General features: G+C 45.9%; 17 protein-coding genes. 5 read left to right on the top strand and 12 right to left on the bottom strand.

Features of this window, described 5'->3' with window-relative positions; translation table 11 throughout:
* Window positions 1–370 precede the first annotated feature (370 nt).
* The gene (locus tag K0O23_RS00665) at window positions 371–1,837 is read left to right on the top strand and encodes an OmpA family protein (protein WP_219875456.1); all 1,467 of its coding nucleotides are present in this window, start codon (window positions 371–373) and stop codon (window positions 1,835–1,837) included.
* 82 nt (window positions 1,838–1,919) lie between these two features.
* Here the strand turns inward: K0O23_RS00665 and K0O23_RS00660 are convergent, their stop codons facing one another.
* The 7 genes from K0O23_RS00660 to K0O23_RS00630 all read right to left on the bottom strand — a co-directional run bounded on the left by K0O23_RS00660 (window position 1,920) and on the right by K0O23_RS00630 (window position 7,242).
* Entirely contained in the window at window positions 1,920–2,456 is a 537-nt protein-coding gene (locus K0O23_RS00660) for an RBBP9/YdeN family alpha/beta hydrolase (RefSeq protein ID WP_219875455.1), read from the bottom strand.
* 48 nt (window positions 2,457–2,504) lie between these two features.
* Complete coding sequence (locus K0O23_RS00655; protein WP_219875454.1) at window positions 2,505–3,428, bottom strand: aspartate carbamoyltransferase catalytic subunit; 924 nt, start codon at window positions 3,426–3,428, stop codon at window positions 2,505–2,507.
* Between the two features lie 11 nt (window positions 3,429–3,439).
* Complete coding sequence (gene pyrR / locus K0O23_RS00650) at window positions 3,440–3,988, bottom strand: bifunctional pyr operon transcriptional regulator/uracil phosphoribosyltransferase PyrR (RefSeq protein WP_219875453.1); 549 nt, start codon at window positions 3,986–3,988, stop codon at window positions 3,440–3,442.
* 292 nt (window positions 3,989–4,280) lie between these two features.
* Entirely contained in the window at window positions 4,281–5,762 is a 1,482-nt protein-coding gene (locus K0O23_RS00645) for a hypothetical protein (protein WP_219875452.1), read from the bottom strand.
* A gap of 122 nt (window positions 5,763–5,884) precedes the next feature.
* The gene (locus K0O23_RS00640) at window positions 5,885–6,289 is read right to left on the bottom strand and encodes an EVE domain-containing protein (RefSeq protein ID WP_219875451.1); all 405 of its coding nucleotides are present in this window, start codon (window positions 6,287–6,289) and stop codon (window positions 5,885–5,887) included.
* 26 nt (window positions 6,290–6,315) lie between these two features.
* Window positions 6,316–6,744, bottom strand: coding sequence for a hypothetical protein (locus K0O23_RS00635; protein ID WP_219875450.1), 429 nt, complete (start codon window positions 6,742–6,744; stop codon window positions 6,316–6,318).
* Window positions 6,745–6,840: 96 nt separating this feature from the next.
* The gene (locus K0O23_RS00630) at window positions 6,841–7,242 is read right to left on the bottom strand and encodes a hypothetical protein (RefSeq protein ID WP_219875449.1); all 402 of its coding nucleotides are present in this window, start codon (window positions 7,240–7,242) and stop codon (window positions 6,841–6,843) included.
* 126 nt (window positions 7,243–7,368) lie between these two features.
* Between K0O23_RS00630 and polX the strand changes: the two genes are divergently transcribed.
* From polX to K0O23_RS00615, 3 genes are all read left to right on the top strand, one after another.
* Window positions 7,369–9,072: a DNA polymerase/3'-5' exonuclease PolX gene (gene polX, locus K0O23_RS00625; protein WP_219875758.1), complete on the top strand. Its 1,704-nt coding sequence runs from the start codon at window positions 7,369–7,371 to the stop codon at window positions 9,070–9,072.
* Window positions 9,073–9,192: 120 nt separating this feature from the next.
* On the top strand, window positions 9,193–10,164 hold the full coding sequence (locus tag K0O23_RS00620; RefSeq protein ID WP_219875448.1) for a glycosyltransferase family 9 protein: 972 nt from the start codon (window positions 9,193–9,195) through the stop codon (window positions 10,162–10,164).
* 18 nt (window positions 10,165–10,182) lie between these two features.
* Complete coding sequence (locus K0O23_RS00615; protein WP_219875447.1) at window positions 10,183–10,575, top strand: hypothetical protein; 393 nt, start codon at window positions 10,183–10,185, stop codon at window positions 10,573–10,575.
* Between the two features lie 279 nt (window positions 10,576–10,854).
* On the opposite strand, the gene serS is transcribed toward K0O23_RS00615, so the two are convergent.
* Window positions 10,855–12,129 (bottom strand): serine--tRNA ligase, encoded by a 1,275-nt coding sequence (serS, locus tag K0O23_RS00610; protein WP_219875446.1) that lies wholly within the window; start codon window positions 12,127–12,129, stop codon window positions 10,855–10,857.
* Between the two features lie 284 nt (window positions 12,130–12,413).
* Here serS and rho point away from each other — a divergent pair, with 284 nt between their 5' ends.
* Window positions 12,414–14,231, top strand: a complete 1,818-nt coding sequence (gene rho / locus K0O23_RS00605) for a transcription termination factor Rho (protein WP_219875445.1) — start codon at window positions 12,414–12,416, stop codon at window positions 14,229–14,231.
* A gap of 495 nt (window positions 14,232–14,726) precedes the next feature.
* Here rho and K0O23_RS00600 read toward each other — a convergent pair whose 3' ends face one another.
* The 4 genes from K0O23_RS00600 to K0O23_RS00585 all read right to left on the bottom strand — a co-directional run bounded on the left by K0O23_RS00600 (window position 14,727) and on the right by K0O23_RS00585 (window position 17,555).
* Window positions 14,727–15,200, bottom strand: coding sequence for a hypothetical protein (locus K0O23_RS00600; RefSeq protein WP_219875444.1), 474 nt, complete (start codon window positions 15,198–15,200; stop codon window positions 14,727–14,729).
* Window positions 15,201–15,254: 54 nt separating this feature from the next.
* On the bottom strand, window positions 15,255–16,130 hold the full coding sequence (locus tag K0O23_RS00595) for a UbiA family prenyltransferase (protein WP_219875443.1): 876 nt from the start codon (window positions 16,128–16,130) through the stop codon (window positions 15,255–15,257).
* Between the two features lie 53 nt (window positions 16,131–16,183).
* Window positions 16,184–16,975 carry a class I SAM-dependent methyltransferase gene (locus tag K0O23_RS00590; RefSeq protein ID WP_219875442.1) on the bottom strand — a complete coding sequence of 264 codons (792 nt, stop codon included), beginning with the start codon at window positions 16,973–16,975 and terminating at the stop codon, window positions 16,184–16,186.
* Between the two features lie 73 nt (window positions 16,976–17,048).
* The gene (locus K0O23_RS00585; protein ID WP_219875441.1) at window positions 17,049–17,555 is read right to left on the bottom strand and encodes a hypothetical protein; all 507 of its coding nucleotides are present in this window, start codon (window positions 17,553–17,555) and stop codon (window positions 17,049–17,051) included.
* Window positions 17,556–17,574: the final 19 nt, after the last annotated feature.

Raw genomic sequence — 17,574 nt, 5'->3', positions numbered from 1 at the left:
GTTGCCGGTTACAATGCCGGCAACCTTTTTTATTGTCCTTACACTAAAATAGCGGCCTTTGCATTAATTTTTTCGCTAACCTAAAACCTTGTAAACCTAATTCAGTTTAAATTATTGAGTAATTACTTCTAGCCATAGAGAGTGGTATAGCTGCTTTAGCTGTACAATTTTAATTTATAAAAGTGTTGGCTTTCAGAGCTTTCCTTTTACAAACTTTAAATCTGTTGCTTATGAATAGAATATTTACTTCACACCTAATGCTTTCTCAAGAATCTCCTCCAAGACTCCACGTTCAGTTATTTTTTTAACATCTGAAAACTTGAATGAAAACATGCGCGTATTATCATATCAAAATATACTATATAGAATCATGCGAACTAGAATTACAAAACTGAGTACAATTGCGTTTGTGCTTACTTTAATGCTAACAGCAAGCTCAAACCTGCTGGCACAAAACGCAGATCGACGGACCAACATACAAATATATGGAAGTGCTTTACAGTACGATGGAGAACTGGAAAACCAGAAATGGGAAAGTAGCCGACTTGAATGGGGCGGTGGTCTTTCACTTAATCGTTACTTAAACTCTGCCCTTGATCTTGGTCTGCACTTAACCTACGGTAGTACAGAGTCTAAAAACCAGCCCTTGGGTAGCTTTGATGCCCAAATGGGTACAGCCATGTTAGGCCTGAGACTGAAAATGTACGGTAATATCCTGAAAGAAGACGCCTTTATCGGGCCATACCTTACGGTAGCTGGTGGTGGTGCGTGGGCTAAGACAGATGCTGTGAGAGCTGACGGTACTAGGCAAATGGATGATAAATTCGTTACTGCTGCTGCCAGAGGTGGTGCCGGTATTCGTTTCCGTTTCTCCGATGGCGTTAGTGCTTTCGTAGAATCAAACTACCTGATCATTGGTCAGGATAAAATTGACGGATATGATACAGGCAAAAACGACCGTTTCCTGATGCACAACATTGGCTTAGGCTTTAACCTGGGCAAGGCACCAGATACAGACATGGACGGTGTGCCAGACAGAAGAGATAAATGCCCTGATACGCCAACCGGCGTGCAGGTAGATAAAGATGGTTGCCCTATCGATACAGACGGTGACGGTGTAGCTGATTACCAGGATGAGTGCCCAACAGAGGCTGGTGTTGCTAACCTGAACGGTTGCCCTGACAGAGACGGCGACGGTGTAGCTGATAGAAACGATGAATGCCCTGATGAAGCTGGTACAGCTGCTACAAGAGGTTGCCCTGATTCTGACGGTGACGGCGTAGCTGATAAAGATGACAAGTGCCCAGACACACCAGCTGGTGTACAGGTAGGTGCCGATGGTTGTGCCACAGACTCTGACGGTGACGGTGTTGCCGATAACGAGGATGCCTGCCCTAACACACCAGGTCCGGGTACTGCCAACGGTTGCCCTGAACTGGATGCAGCAACTAAGAAAATCCTGGAAGAAAAAGTTCGCTTCGAGTTCGACAGAGCCAGAGTACAGGAAGGCTACAAGCAACTGCTGGATAGCATAGTGATGGTACTGAGTAAATATCCTGACCACGTGCTGCTGATCAAAGGCCACGCTGACCATATCGGTTCTGAAGAGTACAACCAGGCACTTTCTGAGCGCAGAGCACAGGCTGTTAAGGATTACTTAGTACAACGTGGTGTTCAGAACCCAGACAGACTAGTAACAAGAGGTTATGGTGAGAGCCAGCCACTTGTAAAAGTAAACACAAGACTGTCTAAAGCAAGAACAGAAAGCGCAAGAGCCAGAAACCGTAGGGTAGGATTCGAGATGAATACCCCGGATATGCAACTGAACTTAGATTAGATAATTGGTAATAAAGCAAAAAGGGCCGCAGATCTCTCTGCGGCCCTTTTTGCTTTATTTATACTTTGCTATACTTTATAACTTATGTCTTCAATCCTTCGAAAAGTTTCTGGCCTTGCTCCCAGGCTCCTATATTTGAGTAAGTGTTGATATGGCCTATTGCCCCCACGTTTACAAACTCACTACCCCAAAGGTTTGCCAGATATGCTGCCCTTTCAATCGTTAAGTAGTCATCATCAGCACTGGCCACCAACATCGATTTAAATGGCAACCTATACTTTGGGAACGGGGCGAAGTCAAGTACCTCTTTTAACTCAACGTTTATTTCGACTTCAGGTGGAGCTACCAGAAATGCTGATTTTATGGGTGCTGTATACTTCTGAGCCCAATGTGCTACGGTAAGGCAGCCTAAACTATGTGCCACTAACAGGATGTCTTTATCCTGTACAGCAGAGATTGTGCGCTGCAATTCTTCTACCCAATCCCTGCAAACAGGATTGTCCCAGTCGGCTTGCTGTACCCGTATGCTGGCAGGATCGTTGCTTTGCCAGATGCTTTGCCAGTGCTCCGGACCCGAGTTTCCCAAACCGGGTACATGTATTACCTGCATATTTGTCATAAGCTGGAGATTTTACCCGAAAGTGATAATGATCAAAAGATTAAACGCCTATTGCCTGGAAGCCAGCAAATATAAAACGGCCATGCGTATGGCAACACCGTTCTCTACCTGGTTAAGTATGATAGAATGATGTGAATCGGCTGCATCGGAGCTTAGTTCTACGCCTCGGTTTATTGGACCTGGGTGCATAAGAACAATCTCTTTATCGAGACTGTCGAGCAATTTTTTATCGATGCCATAGTATAACGTGTACTCACGCAGCGATGGGAAATACTTCATTTGCTGGCGCTCCAGCTGTATGCGCAGCACGTTGGCCACATCGCACCAGGCAAGGGCCTTACGTACATCCAGCTCTACTTTTACACCCAGTTCCTTAATATACTTTGGCAATAGCGTAATTGGTCCGCAAACCATTACTTCGGCACCAAGCTTCTGTAAGGCAAAAATGTTCGAAAGCGCCACCCTGGAGTGCAGAATATCGCCGATGATCACCACTTTTTTGCCGGCCACGTCGCCAAGTCTCTCTCTAATAGAGAAGCTATCCAGCAGTGCTTGTGTGGGATGTTCGTGTGTGCCATCGCCGGCATTTACGATATTAGCAGTGATATGTCGGCTCAGGAAATGTGGGGCTCCCGGGCTGGAGTGTCGCATCACGATCATATCCACTTTCATGGCCAGGATGTTGTTTACGGTATCAAGGAGCGTTTCGCCTTTTTTTACTGAGCTGCTGCTGCTGCTAAAGTTTATTACATCGGCAGAAAGCCTTTTCTCGGCAAGCTCAAAAGAGAGGCGCGTACGGGTTGAGTTCTCGAAAAAAACGTTGGCAATAGTAATGTCGCGGAGCGAGGGCACTTTTTTAATTGGCCTGTTAAGCACGTCTTTAAAATTGTCGGCAGTCTCGAAGATAAGCTGGATATCCTGCGGAGTAATGTCTTTGATGCCTAAAAGGTGCCTAACGCTAAGCTCTTGCATGGGTGAGAAATCTATTCGTCGGTTTTTGTAATTAGCCAGATATTGTCTTCCGGTGTATCCTGCCCCTGCCACTCTACCAATACCCGCTGGCTTAACAGCGAATTAACATGGCGGCCCACATAGGTGGGCTGTATGGGCAGATGGCGCGTGTACAGCCTGTCTATCAGCACCAGCAGCTCCACGTTGGCAGGGCGGCCGTAAGCAATCATGGCATCCATGGCGGCTCTTACAGAGCGGCCGGTGTATAGCACATCATCCACCAGAATCACTTTTTTGCCCTCAATCAGGAAATCAACTTTGGTTGCGTTTGCTGTAAGTGGGGTATCACGTCGGCGAAAATCGTCGCGGTGAAAGGTAGTGTCGAGGTAACCGGTAGGCACCTGTTTGCCAAGTATGGCTGCTAACGTTTTCTGGATGCGCTGCGCTACGTAAATGCCGCGGGGCTGCAGGCCAAGAATAACGGAATCAGAAAAGTCGCCGTGGTTTTCGATGAGTTGGTGGCAAAGGCGCATCACCATTATCTCGAGCAACTTGTGGTTTACGATGATTCTTTTCTGCATAGCCGGAGGTCTTGCTTACAAATATAGGTTAATTGTTGGATTGTTGAATTGTTGATTGCCGGTTATTTGTTATTGGTTGTTGGTTTATCGTTATTGGTTGGATTAAATTCCTGGCGAAAGTCTTTAGCACAGTGGTGACTTGTGACGTGTCATGATGGGAAGTCTTCAGACATCCGTGAGCCATAGGTTATATTTGTAGATGGTCTCTGTAGCGAGCTTTGAAACCCGCTGCCCTGTAGCAAACAAGACGCAACGTATTGCGTCTCTACAACCAATAACGAACAACTAATAACTAAAAACTGATCTTGTTGAGGTAAAAAACGGTGCGGTATTCTGCTCCTGAGGGTTTAATGCGCTGGAAACCGAAAGCTACGAAATGGTTATCATACCACTTAATGATGCCAGGGTCTTCTGTTGCCTGCGCTTTTTCGTTTTCATTATAAGTCATGATCTTCAGTTTGTGTTCCTTGTCATCAAACTTATCTTCCTGCATGATGTGGTATATAATTTCTTCCTGATCGGGGTAGGCCATAATCACACGTCCGTCAGGCGCACGTGCCACTTCTACAGTGTGCACTAACTCCATACTTGCGACATCCTTTAATGGAAAGGTATTATCCCAGAGCAAGTTTCCTTTTTTATCAAAACCCATGGCAACTGCATGTGTTCGCTTATAGCCTTCAGTGTTCTGCATAAAAGCCTGCCTGCGCTCCAACGGTAGCGATACTGAGTTGTTGCGGTATTGGGGATAGTATGCTTCGCCGGCCAGTATGTAACCAGTTGGCGTAGTTATCAGGTCGTGCAGCAGTATCCGGAAACGGTAAAGTGGCTCTTTGCCGGCACGCAGACGTGCTGCCTCGCGTGCACGAGTACGCTCTTCACGGCGGGGCTTCATGTACTTCAGGAAGTTCTTGAGTTGCATGATGCTGTAAAAGTCGCCGGTATTGTATACAGCAGATACTGGCTTTGTGAAAAAACCGGAGGTATAGCGCAGGTCTCGGGTGCCATATGTACCTAACAGCATTTTCTGGGCACTGTCGCCGGGGGTAATCTCGGCGTTTAGCAGACTTTTATCATTTTGCTGAAGTATAAAGTGGTTGCCGAGCAATTCTCCGTCTGCGTTAAAACTTTTTACCTGCAACCTAGACACACGCCCATTCGATTCGGATAGCACCACATCCAGGCGCCTGTTTTCCTGGTCGGCCAGCATATCTGAAAACGTGGATTCTTCGCCATACACAGAGGGCAGGTGCTTTGGCTTTTCTTCTGAAGGCTTCAGGTGAAGCAGCAGCGGTTTCTGGCTAAAGCGGTTGTGCCCAATCAGGAAGTAATTTCCCTGCAGTACATTAAACTCATGTATCGCCTCAATGTCATCCAGTTTATACTTTTTAACATCTGTGCGGCCATTAATGCTGTTGGTGCGGGTAAAAATATACTCTTCAGGAATATCGCCGGTAAATATCAGATAAGTATAAGGCATCTCGGTATAGTGCCTCACAAAATCATAGCTGGGAGGAATGTCTACGGATGTAGTCCAGACTTGCTCAAGCTTTTGATTGTACTTTGTAAAGTAGAAATCGGCTTTGGTGTTCCAGGCGTTACTTGTCTTGTGGTAAACCAGCAGGCTGCTATCAGGCAAGGCTAGTACTTCTACACTGTTTTCTGTTCTGTTAAAAGGTAATTCTAAACGCACAGGCTGAGTCGGCTCCTGGGCAAAAGCCAAAGAGGTAAAAAGCAACAGGTAAAAAATTAACACAAAACGTACTTTAGCCATAGTAGGGTATTTATGCTATGCAGTACCGGGAAAGTATAAATGGTGCCTGTCTCTATGTACTCCTTTCAGGTGCCGTTCGTTGTTATTTCATCCGTACTTTATTAATTACAGAACTATGATGCTTAATTACCTAGTGCAAGCAGCACATCAAATTCCTCGGCCTTTAGCGGCATAACAGACAAGCGCGACTGGCGCAGCAAGGCAATGTTTTCCAGGCGTTTGTCCTTTTTGATCTGCTCTAATGTTACAGGCTCTTTAAAATCGCGGAATGGTACGAGGTCAACTACTACCCAGTTGCCTTCTTTAGCGGTAGGGTCTGGGTAGGCAGCCTTTTCTACTTTAGCAATGCCCACAATGGCTTTCTCTGATACGCTGTGGTAAAATAAAACCATATCGCCGGGTTGCATTTGCTGCATGTTGTTGCGGGCCTGGTAATTGCGTACGCCATCCCACATTGTTTTCCCATCTTTTATCAGATCGGCCCAAGAGTAAGTTTCCGGTTCTGATTTTACAAGCCAGTATTGCATTGTTGTAAATAAAGTTAAAGTATATTTTATGGTTTAAGCTGATTTTTCTTGATTCGGGCATTTAGCTTTAACCGTTTCCGCCTGATCATTATTATATCGTTGGCAAGCAGCGCCAGTAGCATACCGCTAACAATACCACCCCAAAAAGTGGCTAGCACGCCAGTAAGTATAAGTATAGTTACTATTACCTGCAGGCCAGCTTTAATAAGTATTTTCTGTTCGTAGATAAGGTTATTGTAGTGCTTTAACAATCCTGTTGTTGATGACGCTCTTTTTAAGGTTTTCTTGAAAAATTTCTGGACTTCTACTTCAAACTGCATCAGTAGCACACCAAGTAATACACCTCCGAAAAAGCTGATAAACAGATCGGCTATTGCAAGCACCATGTACAGCAGGAGCAGCAGTATGGCTGTTCTGGTGCGGGTAGACCTGGATAGCTTTTCGTAATTCAGCATAACAGATTATTTTATATAGTTCTGTATGGGAAGTATAAATCCTTTATAGAGCATAAATTGGTTTTGCCGCCAACTCATACTTTTTTCAGGCTTGCTCTAGTTATTACCGGCTGTGGTCTTCTTTATTTTGAGCACGTCATCTTTAAGCGATACCACCTCTATTACATAGTTCTGAGCTGGTATTCCGTTACCCTCAAGCCGAACATGTATTTTGTTTTTGTCTTCTCTCTTCCATTTGCCCAGGTGCTCTTCCAGTCCATCGGTTGGGGCTATATCATACTGCTTTAGCACGCCTTCTTCTTCAAGGGCAAATCCGGTTCGGCCGCGCGATGGCGGAAAGTCGTAGGTATTGGGGCGGTAAACGGTTATGTCGTCTACATCTTCCTCGTAAGAGTGCAGCCATGTCTTGCCCATCAATTCAGACTCTAACGTGTTTTTCTTACAGGTATTTGCCAGGAAAAGTAAACATACCAGACACAGTAGCGACGCGTATTTCATATTTTTAAGAGGGTTTACTTTGCTAAGATAGTCAATTCTGAATTTATATAGAAGTAAACGAATATAAATGCATGCGTGAAGGGTTCGGGTGGTTTTTCTATCTTTGTAAGTATACGCGACAGAGCCTTGGAAAATAAGAAGATCATCAGATTATTTAAGCTTGCAGCCGAGCTGATGGAGCTGCACGACGAGAACCCGTTTAAGGTACGTTCTTACATAAACGCTGTAGGTGCGCTGGAACTTGTAGAGGACCCTCTGGCAGGCATGAGCCAAAGTCAACTGGAGAGTATACAGGGAGTAGGAAAAGGCATTGCGGCGAAGATTGTAGAGATAAATGCTACCGGCTCTTTTGAGGAGTTGGATCAGATGCTGGCAGCCACGCCTCCGGGCGTAGTGGAGATGCTGCGTATCAAAGGCATTGGGCCTAAAAAAGTGCGTAATCTCTGGAAAGAACTGGGAACAGAAACTGTAGAAGAACTGCTCGAAGCCTGCGAACAGGACAAAGTAAGCAAGCTAAAAGGCTTTGGTGCTAAAACCCAGGATAACATAAAGCAGGCTCTACTCTTTACACAGCAAAACCGTGGCAAATTGTTGTATGCCGAGGCAGAAGCCAGCGCAGGAGAGTTACTGCAAAGTATAAAAAATGCACTGCCAGATGCACAGGTAAGTATGGCCGGAGAAATACGCCGCCGCCTGGAAATCATTACCAGCCTGCAATTTGTACTTGCCACCAACACCCCCGTTGCCTCACACCAGACCTTGAGCACTATTGCAGAACTACAGGAGGACGAAAGAGCATCAGGCCCGTTTGCCTGGCGTGGCGTTTATACTTTAAATGGCTTAAATGTAGAGATAAAGCTTGTGCCGGAAGAGCGGTTTGGCAATGAACTGTTGCTTTGCTCATCAAGTATAGAGCACCTGGCACAGCCGTTTACCAGCAGCACCAACCTGCTTACCGTAGTGCGTGAGCAAGGATATACTTCCGAGGCTGATATTTACAAATCGGCGGGAATGGCTTTTGTAGAGCCTGAGCTGCGCGAAGGTACCAACGAACTTCAATTGGCTCTGGAGAATAAGCTGCCAAAACTGCTGGAGCTGTCCGATCTCAAAGGCATCCTGCATAACCACAGCACTTATTCTGATGGTGCGCATACTTTAGAGCAGATGGCTACTTTCTGCCGCGACATGGGCTACCAATACCTGGGTATTTCCGATCACAGCAAAACGGCATCGTATGCTGGTGGCCTGCGCGAAGGAGATGTGCTGCGTCAGCAAAAAGAGATTGATGAGCTGAACAAGAAACTGGCTCCATTCAAAATTTTCAAAGGCATAGAGTCTGATATTCTGGGTGACGGTTCGCTGGATTACGACGAGGATATCCTGAAATCCTTCGACTTTATTGTAGCCAGTATTCACAGCAGCCTGAACATGGATGAGAAGAAGGCTACTGCACGGCTTATCACAGCTATCGAAAATCCATACACCACCATGCTGGGCCACCCGACAGGGCGTTTGTTGTTACGCCGCGAAGGCTACCCGATAAACCACAAAATGGTGATAGATGCCTGTGCTGCCAATAATGTGATCATCGAGATTAATGCTAACCCATGGCGTCTTGACCTTGACTGGCGCCACGTGCAATATGCTTTAGAGAAGGGTGTAATGCTAAGTATAAACCCCGATGCCCATCACACCAGCGGCTACGACGACATGAAGTATGGCGTGTTGGTTGGCAGAAAAGGAGGACTTACCAAAGAAATGACCTTTAATGCGAAGCCGATGGAGGAAGTGGAGAAGTATTTCAGAGAGCGCAAGGGGAAGATAAAGTAAGTACCAAAGTATGATTTGGAAGACCGGCACAAGCGTCCGCTTGAACCTCTGTTTTTCCAGCCACTATAATGGTAAATTGAAGCATAAGCGAACGCTTGCGCTATGGTTTAAAAGTATAAAATGCCAAAAATCCTTATACTTCGTTTCTCCTCCATCGGGGATATTGTGCTTACTACGCCAGTGGTGCGCTGCATAAAGGAGCAGGTGCCGGGGGCGGAGGTGCATTACTGTACCAAAAAAGCCTTTCAAAGTATACTTGCCCATAACCCTTACGTGGATAAGGTACATGTATTAGGCGATAAACTAGGAGATTTAGTGCAGGAGCTGAAGGCAGAGAATTTCGATTACGTAGTTGATCTGCATAACAACTTACGCACGCGCATCATCAAAACAAGGTTAGCTAAACCGAGCCGCAGCTTCGATAAACTGAACTATGAGAAGTGGCTGATGGTGAACTTTAAAGTAAACCGCTTGCCCGATGTGCACATTGTGCAACGCTATTTAGATGCAGCTTCTGCACTTGGTATAAAAGACGATGGCAAAGGGCTGGACTACTTTATACCCGTTCAAGATGAAGCAGATGTTCATACTTTGCCAGCTGGTTTTCAGGATGGGTATGTTGCCTTTGCCATTGGCGCGCAGCATTTTACCAAGCGTTTGCCCGTTAAGCGAATTATAGAATTATGCAAGCAGCTGCAGCAACCGGTTATACTTTTAGGAGGCAAAGAAGATTCACCTAATGGCGAAGTTATTGCGGCTTATTTCAAGATTCATAATTTACCAAATAAGATATACAACGCCTGTGGTAAGTATAACTTGAACGGATCTGCCTCTCTGGTTCGCCAGGCCACACAAGTTGTAAGTCATGATACAGGCCTCATGCATATTGCGGCAGCCTTTCAAAAAGACATCATCAGCGTTTGGGGCAACACGATTCCGGAGTTTGGTATGTACCCATTCCGCACAAAGTATAAAGTGCTGGAAGTGCATGGTCTCAGTTGCCGTCCCTGCTCTAAAATAGGCTATAAAAAGTGCCCTAAAGGACATTTTAAGTGTATGAGGGATATTTCGTTTGATGATTTGGAAATTTGAAAATGGAGAAATTTGAAGATGCCCAAGTATAATCTGATCTGGAAAGCACCCGATGCTGGTTTTGCAGAAGCCATACTTCTGGCAACAGGTGGTGAAGGCGGAGCCCCTTTGCAGGAAGTGCTGTTGATGGCAGATGCTGCAGACGGTACCGTTTATACTTTTAAAGAAGCAGAGGAGGCGCTTGAAAAATTGACTGCGGCGGGCCTGGTGCAGGTTCAAAAAAATAAGCTAGCGCTTACTCCTGCCTTTATGCATGCCTATGAAAGTATGGATACTGCTGATAAGGAAGCTTTGTTTGAATTGCTGCAGAACTATGTGCTTACAGAGCAAAGCATAGATGAGGCTAGAGAGATACTAAAGAAGTATAAACTGAAGAATTACTATCAGCAGTACTTGGAGCAGTATGGGTAGGTGATTAGGAGATTTGAAAATTTGGAAATGTGAAGATTATATAATTTCTGCAAATCATTAAGATGAATGTTGCAGACTTCACAGTATTTTTCAAGCTTTTGAGTGCTATCGCCGACTACAAAGCTCTATGTAGAGACGCACTATTTTGCGTCTCCTGTCTGGCAGTACCATCAAACCCCGAGTATAATAACCAAAACAGCCACTGAAGTATAAACTCAGCGGCTGTTTTGGTTAAAGGAGAATCATCTCCCCATCTTCAAATTTCCTAATCTGCAAATCTTAAGAAATCTTCTCAAACCCTAAGTATGGGTGCAGCACCTTTGGCATGTTAATGCCATCTGGAGTTTGGTTATTTTCAAGTATAGCTGCTACAATGCGTGGCAGGGCAAGAGCGCTGCCATTTAAGGTGTGCAGCAACTGCGTTTTACCAGATTCGGTTTTGTAGCGCAGTTTTAGGCGGTTGGCCTGGTATGTCTCAAAGTTAGAGGCAGAGCTTACTTCCAGCCAGCGGCTTTGGGCAGTAGAGTATACTTCCATATCATAGGTAAGGGCAGAGGTAAAGCCCATGTCGCCGCCACACAGGCGCAACACACGGTAAGGTAGCTCCAACTTCTGTAAAAGACCTTGTATGTAGCTGCTCATTTCTTCCAGCGCCTCATACGATTTCTCTGGAGTAGTTATCTGAACAATTTCTACCTTATCAAACTGGTGCAAGCGATTCAGGCCGCGCACATCGGCACCCCACGAACCTGCCTCACGGCGGAAACATGGCGTATGGCCTGTATTTTTGATTGGTAGCTGCTCGGTTGGCACAATCACATCGCGGTAAATATTGGTGATAGGTACCTCGGCAGTCGGGATCAAATAATAGTTATCTTCCGTAGCATGATACATCTGGCCTTCTTTGTCAGGTAACTGGCCGGTGCCAAATCCAGAAGCTTCGTTCACCAGAATCGGAGGCTGTATCTCAGTATAACCAGCCTTCATAGCCTCATCTAAAAAGAAGTTGATCAAAGCACGCTGTAACCGGGCTCCCTGCTTTTTATACACCGGGAAACCTGCACCTGTTATCTTGTTGCCCAGCTCGAAATCGATGATGTCGTACTTCTGGATAAGATCCCAATGCGGCTGTGCCCCCTCATGTAATTGAGGAATTTCGCCGTGTTGCAGAACTACTTCATTGTCTTCTGCTGTTCTACCTACGGGCACACTTGTGTGCGGAAGGTTTGGCAGCTTATAAAGTGCCTGCTGAATCTCTTCCTCAAGGGTAGATTGTTGCTCAGCCAGGGCCTTGGTCTTAAGTTTAAGTTCAGAGGTTTCAGCTTTACATGCTTCTGCCTTGTCACGCTCTCCGTTCTTCATCAGCATACCTATTTCCTTGGATAGCGAATTGGCTCTGCTCTGAAGTTCATCATGCTCGTTCTGCACCTGGCGTCGGCGCTGATCAAGCTCTAGTAAGGCGGCAACCTCCTCGGCCGCGTTTTTGTAGTTTTTCTTGCTCAAGCCGGCAATCACGTGCTCGGTCTGCTCTCTTAAAACTGTTAGCTGTAGCATAGTTGGTGTTATGTATTACCTACAAAAATATACTTTTTTGAGTAGTTTGAGGCATTTACGAAATCTTTTAGACAAAAAATGAAACTTTTTTCATAAAATGCTCCGTAATACTTGTTAATTACGCGGCATTGCAATAACATTGCATTGCAATTTAATGAAGGCCCTTTCCTGTGCCTCACAAACTCTTTCGCAACCTATTCTATTTCCTAGTTTAAAAATAAATTCTCTCGCTGCGTTCGCCCATGCAAACCTGGCAAGTTTAGTTAACTACCATACCACTATTTATGTACAATATTGAAGAATTGAAAGATAGACTTCTTTCAGAACTCAAGGAAATTGCTGAAGATCTGGGTGTTAAGAACTTTAAGAAACTTAGTAAACAAGACCTAATCTACAAGATCCTGGATCAGCAAGCCATTACCCCTCCCGAAAAAATAGCCAAAAAGTACAAATCTCCTGCCCGTACTACTGAAGTTTCAGCTGAAGACGCTGAAGAAAACACAACTGTTGAAGTTGAGGAAGCTGTTGCAGCGGAAGCTCCTGCGCAAGCAGAAAGAAGAGCACCCCGCGAGCAGGTAAACCGCAGAGAAGCCCCTGCGCAGACACTTGTACAAGCCCCGGCTCCGGTTGTTAAGGACCATGGCCCGCAAGACCAGTCGCGTGAGCCTCGTGAGCGCATTAACCGCCGCGACAACCGCCCTGAAGGCCGTGACCAGCGCAATGACAACCGTGTCGAGCAGCGCGAAAACCGTTCCGACAACCGTAACGAACAACGCGATAACCGTAACGACAACAGGGAGAACCGTAACGATAACAGAGATAACCGCACTGAGCGCAGCGATAACCGTGCAGAAGGTCGTGAGCAAAGAAGCGACAACCGTAACAACGAACAGCGCGATAACCGTGGAGAGAGAAACGACAATCGCAACGAGAACAACCCGCGCCGTAATAACCAACCACAGGCAAGCAGCAGCAACTTTAAGGAGTTTGACGGAATAATCCTAAACGAGGGTGTTCTTGAGCTGATGCAGGATGGCTACGGTTTCCTTCGCTCAACACACTATAATTACCTGGCTTCCCCGGACGATATTTATGTGTCGCCGTCGCAGATAAAGCTTTTCGGACTTAAAACCGGTGATACGGTAAAAGGCCAGATACGTCCGCCAAAAGAAGGTGAGAAGTATTTTGCCCTGCTTAAAGTAGAAACTGTAAACGGACGTACTACAGAAGAGATCCGTGACCGTATCCCGTTCCAGCACCTTACGCCGCTTTTCCCTGAAGAGCGCCTGAAACTGACAACGCGTCCGAGCCTGATGTCTACGCGTATTCTGGACCTTTTTGCTCCAATCGGTAAAGGGCAGCGTGGTATGATCGTGGCGCAGCCAAAAACAGGTAAAACCGTGTTGCTGAAAGAGATTGCTAACGCTATCTCAGAAAACCACCCGGAAGTATACCTGATGATCCTATTGATCGACGAGCGTCCGGAAGAAGTAACAGACATGGCCCGCAGCGTGAATGCAGAGGTAATCGCCTCTACGTTTGACGAGACTGCCGAGCGCCACGTAAAAGTATCTAGCATTGTGCTGGATAAAGCAAAGCGCATGGTAGAGTGCGGCCACGATGTGGTTATACTTTTAGACTCTATCACGCGTCTGGCTCGTGCCTATAACACGGTAGTTCCGTCGTCTGGTAAGATCTTATCGGGTGGTGTGGACGCTAACGCACTGCACAAGCCGAAGCGATTCTTCGGTGCTGCCCGTAACGTAGAGAACGGTGGTTCACTTACCATCATTGCTACTGCTCTTATCGACACCGGTTCTAAAATGGACGAGGTTATCTTCGAGGAATTCAAGGGTACTGGTAACATGGAACTTCAGCTGGATCGTAAGCTTGCCAACAAGCGTATTTACCCGGCTATCGACGTTCCTGCATCTGGTACACGCCGCGAAGACCTGCTAATGGACAAAGACGAACTGAACCGCGTTTGGATCCTGCGCAAGTTTATGTCGGATATGAATTCTGTAGAGGCTATGGAGTTCTTAAAAGACAGAATGAAAGGCACGAAGAGCAACGAAGAGTTCCTGATTTCGATGAACGGCTAAGCATAAGCTTCAGCTTAAAGTATAAAAAGCGCCTGCCAGGTTTTGTGCCTGGCAGGCGCTTTTGTTTCCGGACCACAGATTAAGGGGATTTGGTCGATTACTGGGATTATTCTCAGCCCGGGTCCAACCACCCCTGCCCCTCAAACCTATATTCGCTAGTTTCGAACTCGCGTTCTCACCAGTCCAAGGAGGGGAGTTGTCTTACTGCTTCTACTGTCATCTCAATAGGTTCTGGTCCTCTTTTTTGTCATCCTGTAAGGATCTTGGTGGAAGGGAGGTTGAGCATCTGCTACAGAGTTTATGCTTTCTAGAGTAATGTCAGAGCTCCCCTCCTTAGTTAAGGATGGGTAGGGGTGGTTGGATCCGGTACTGCAGAAACAAGAATTGGGAATCTACTTTAACTTAATCGTTAGACCAAGAAGCCTGAGAAGTTAAAAAGTGTTTTATGCTCTCACAATTTTCAACTCATTATTCCTCATTCCTAACTAAAAACGCCTACCACCAAAAAGGATAATCTGGTTCTAGCAGCAGATAAAAAGTATAAGTAACTACAAATCCAAAAACAACATGAGCAGAAATAAGTGTGAGCAAGTATGATTTTAAGGGAATAATAGGTGGGTTAGGATGAAGCATAAAAAAGAAATACCACGCAAACATGGCAATGATACCGTGCGCCAGACCAAAAAGCAATCCCCAGGATGCGGTAATAAAGCCAACTTCAGAATTCCACAGAGCCAGGTAAATCACAGCAAAGAAAATCCCGATCAGGTAATGTGCAAGGGTGCCTATTATTCTTGTACTGGTGGCATCAGAAAGGTTTCCGTCTGGTTGTGTGCGGTTGGTAAGCATGGTGCCCAGTATCTTTACCACTTTCATAACACGGTGCGTAAGGTAAGATAGCAAGTATAGAAAGGCAGTCATGGCGGCAGTTGCTGCCAAACCAGCGGGTATAGCGTAGAGGAATTTCATAGGCCGGTTAGGTTATTTTTCAATGTATACGGAGTATTATACTTTAGATATACTTCAGAAGTACAGGTTTGCTACAATCATTAATATAAAGGCTAAACTGATGCACAGCGAAGATATCTTATTCATGAGCATGGTATTACTGTAGTTTACAACACGTGTGTCTTTTAAAGCACGCAGTGCCCAGCCTGCAAAAAAGTATACAATCGGCGCGGTGCACACCAAAAAGATAAAAATGTTGTGTACCTGATAATTTGTAAAGTATAGCCATAGCAATAGCCCTGTGCCCAATAGCAGACTAATTGCCGCAAAAAGGTATGTTCCTTTAATGCCCAGTAAAAGGCTTAGTGTTGTATCACCGCGCTGCGCATCTTCCTGGTGCTGGTAAATTTGCGTTAACGGATAAGAGCCGCAGAGAAATAGCGTACTTACCACGGCGAACCAAACATTTGGCTGCTGCAGTACTTCTGATGCCGTTAAGCCAACACCCACCTGTACCATAAAGTATGTAAAGGCCCCCTGAAAAACCGTAACTACAAATGTGCTGAGGATAGGGTATTTTTTAAGGCGGATTCCCTTGTAACTATAGGCTTTGGATATAAGCAGGTATAAAGCCACTAAGCAGCCAAATAACGGCGAAAGCCAGAGAGCAAGCAAAACAGCCAGCACATCAAATAGTAGCACAAGGTGCATTAGTTCACGTGTAACCTGCGGTGGCCGTTCCAAACCCCCAATGCTGCCTTCGTCGCGGTCGTAATAAGAGTTGTAGCCGTTGCTGGCAGGGTAAACAAGCAAGTGCAGTATAAGGAAAACAACAACAGCACGCCATGCGTCAAAGCTTTGCAATGTACTTAGAGCAAACCAGAACACAGGCATCAGGTACACCGAAAACGGGATACGCAAAAGTGTAAGTGCACTCCGGTAGCTTTGCATTATAGTTATTAGTTGTTGGTTATTTGTTAGTATTCACTCATTCGCACATCCACTCACTCACCATCCTTCGGATATCCGATCAGGTAGATTACGTGTTTGCCTGGTCCTTTGCCTACTCTGCCAGCCTTCCAGGTGTAATTTGAGCCTGCTGTCTTTTTTGCCAGGGATTCTAACTTTTTAGGCGGATAAATACGCAGTAACGACACAGTGCCATCCCATAAAATACCAATCGGAATTAGTGGAATAAGGTAAGTAAACAGAATCCTGCTAAGCTTAAACGGCTTAATAAAAAGAGTCACAAAAATGATCACAAACGGAAAGGTGACCCATAGCAGCAGCATTTCGGTCCAGCTTTTTTTAGCGCCTTCAAATATGCCTATAGCTGCTTTTTTATCAACAGCATCCTGAAGTATACTTTTAGCAATATGCGGCGGGAAATGGTGGAAAGACGAGAAAATAGTTCTGACGCCATGTAAATTTTCAGGCACAGCCAGCGCATTAACCGGGTCAGGCACAAACGTAATGGTTCCTCTAGACTCGTTGTAAAGGTATTCATATGCGTCGAGGTTAGGGTAGAGATCTGTCAGGGTAACCCGAACCGGTACATTCATGCGTTTGCTTAGGGCCTCGCGGATGCCTGCTATGCCGCCTCCGGCTCCTGAACAAAGGTCAGTAATGTGCTGTTGCTGAGTTTTAACCAAAAGCTCCTCCAGTAAAGGCAGGGCTGCCTCATATGTAGATAGGGTGCTGATCATAAACCGCAGATAGTCCTGCATGCCCTGCCGCACCACATGCGGAAACCATTTCTGGTCTTCGAGCTCAAAAAGTTGAAGGCGTATGTCCAATACTTTTTATTTTAAAGTACTATACAGCCGCCTTAAAAGTTGCCGGCGCCATGCTGGGCCTGTTATTGTATCGTTAAAGTATGTAGCCGTTTGCGCCGGCTCCTACAGTAAAGCTATCGCCGCTGTTGCTGAAAAGCTGCCAGTATTCGTCTGCGGGTGTTTCAGGGTCGGGCAGTACAGAAAGTACAGTGCCATCGCTAAAGTATAGCAACAAAGTATAATCCTGCTGCTGCTCTATTCGTTCCACCACGAGGTTTGGGTTGTCGTGGGTGAATTGCATCAGGCGCTGGTCACTTAGGCTGGAGCCGGGTTGCTTCCAGTCCCAAACAGGAGTAGGCAGTCCTGCTTCGCGCTTACGGATGTATACTTCGCTGTGCTTTATACTTTGGCCATCGGGTTGCTGTACCTGCCAGGGGCAGTTTATGGCCAGCGTCATCTCCCCAATGTCGAGCACAAGGCCCTGCGGGGTAGTATAATGTGTGTTGCCAAAATGGAAATACTGTATTGCTGCGTTGCGTGTGGTTTTCGTAAGCGGTAAGCCTATAATTCTGTCAAAAGCCTGCTGAAGTGTCTGCTCCATACTTGTTATGTATTTTATA

Source organism: Pontibacter aydingkolensis (genome assembly GCF_019443125.1).
GTDB classification, from domain to species: Bacteria; Bacteroidota; Bacteroidia; order Cytophagales; family Hymenobacteraceae; genus Pontibacter; species Pontibacter aydingkolensis.
The sequence above is the reverse complement of the archived record's forward strand: the minus strand, read 5'-3'. Positions and strand labels throughout refer to the sequence as shown.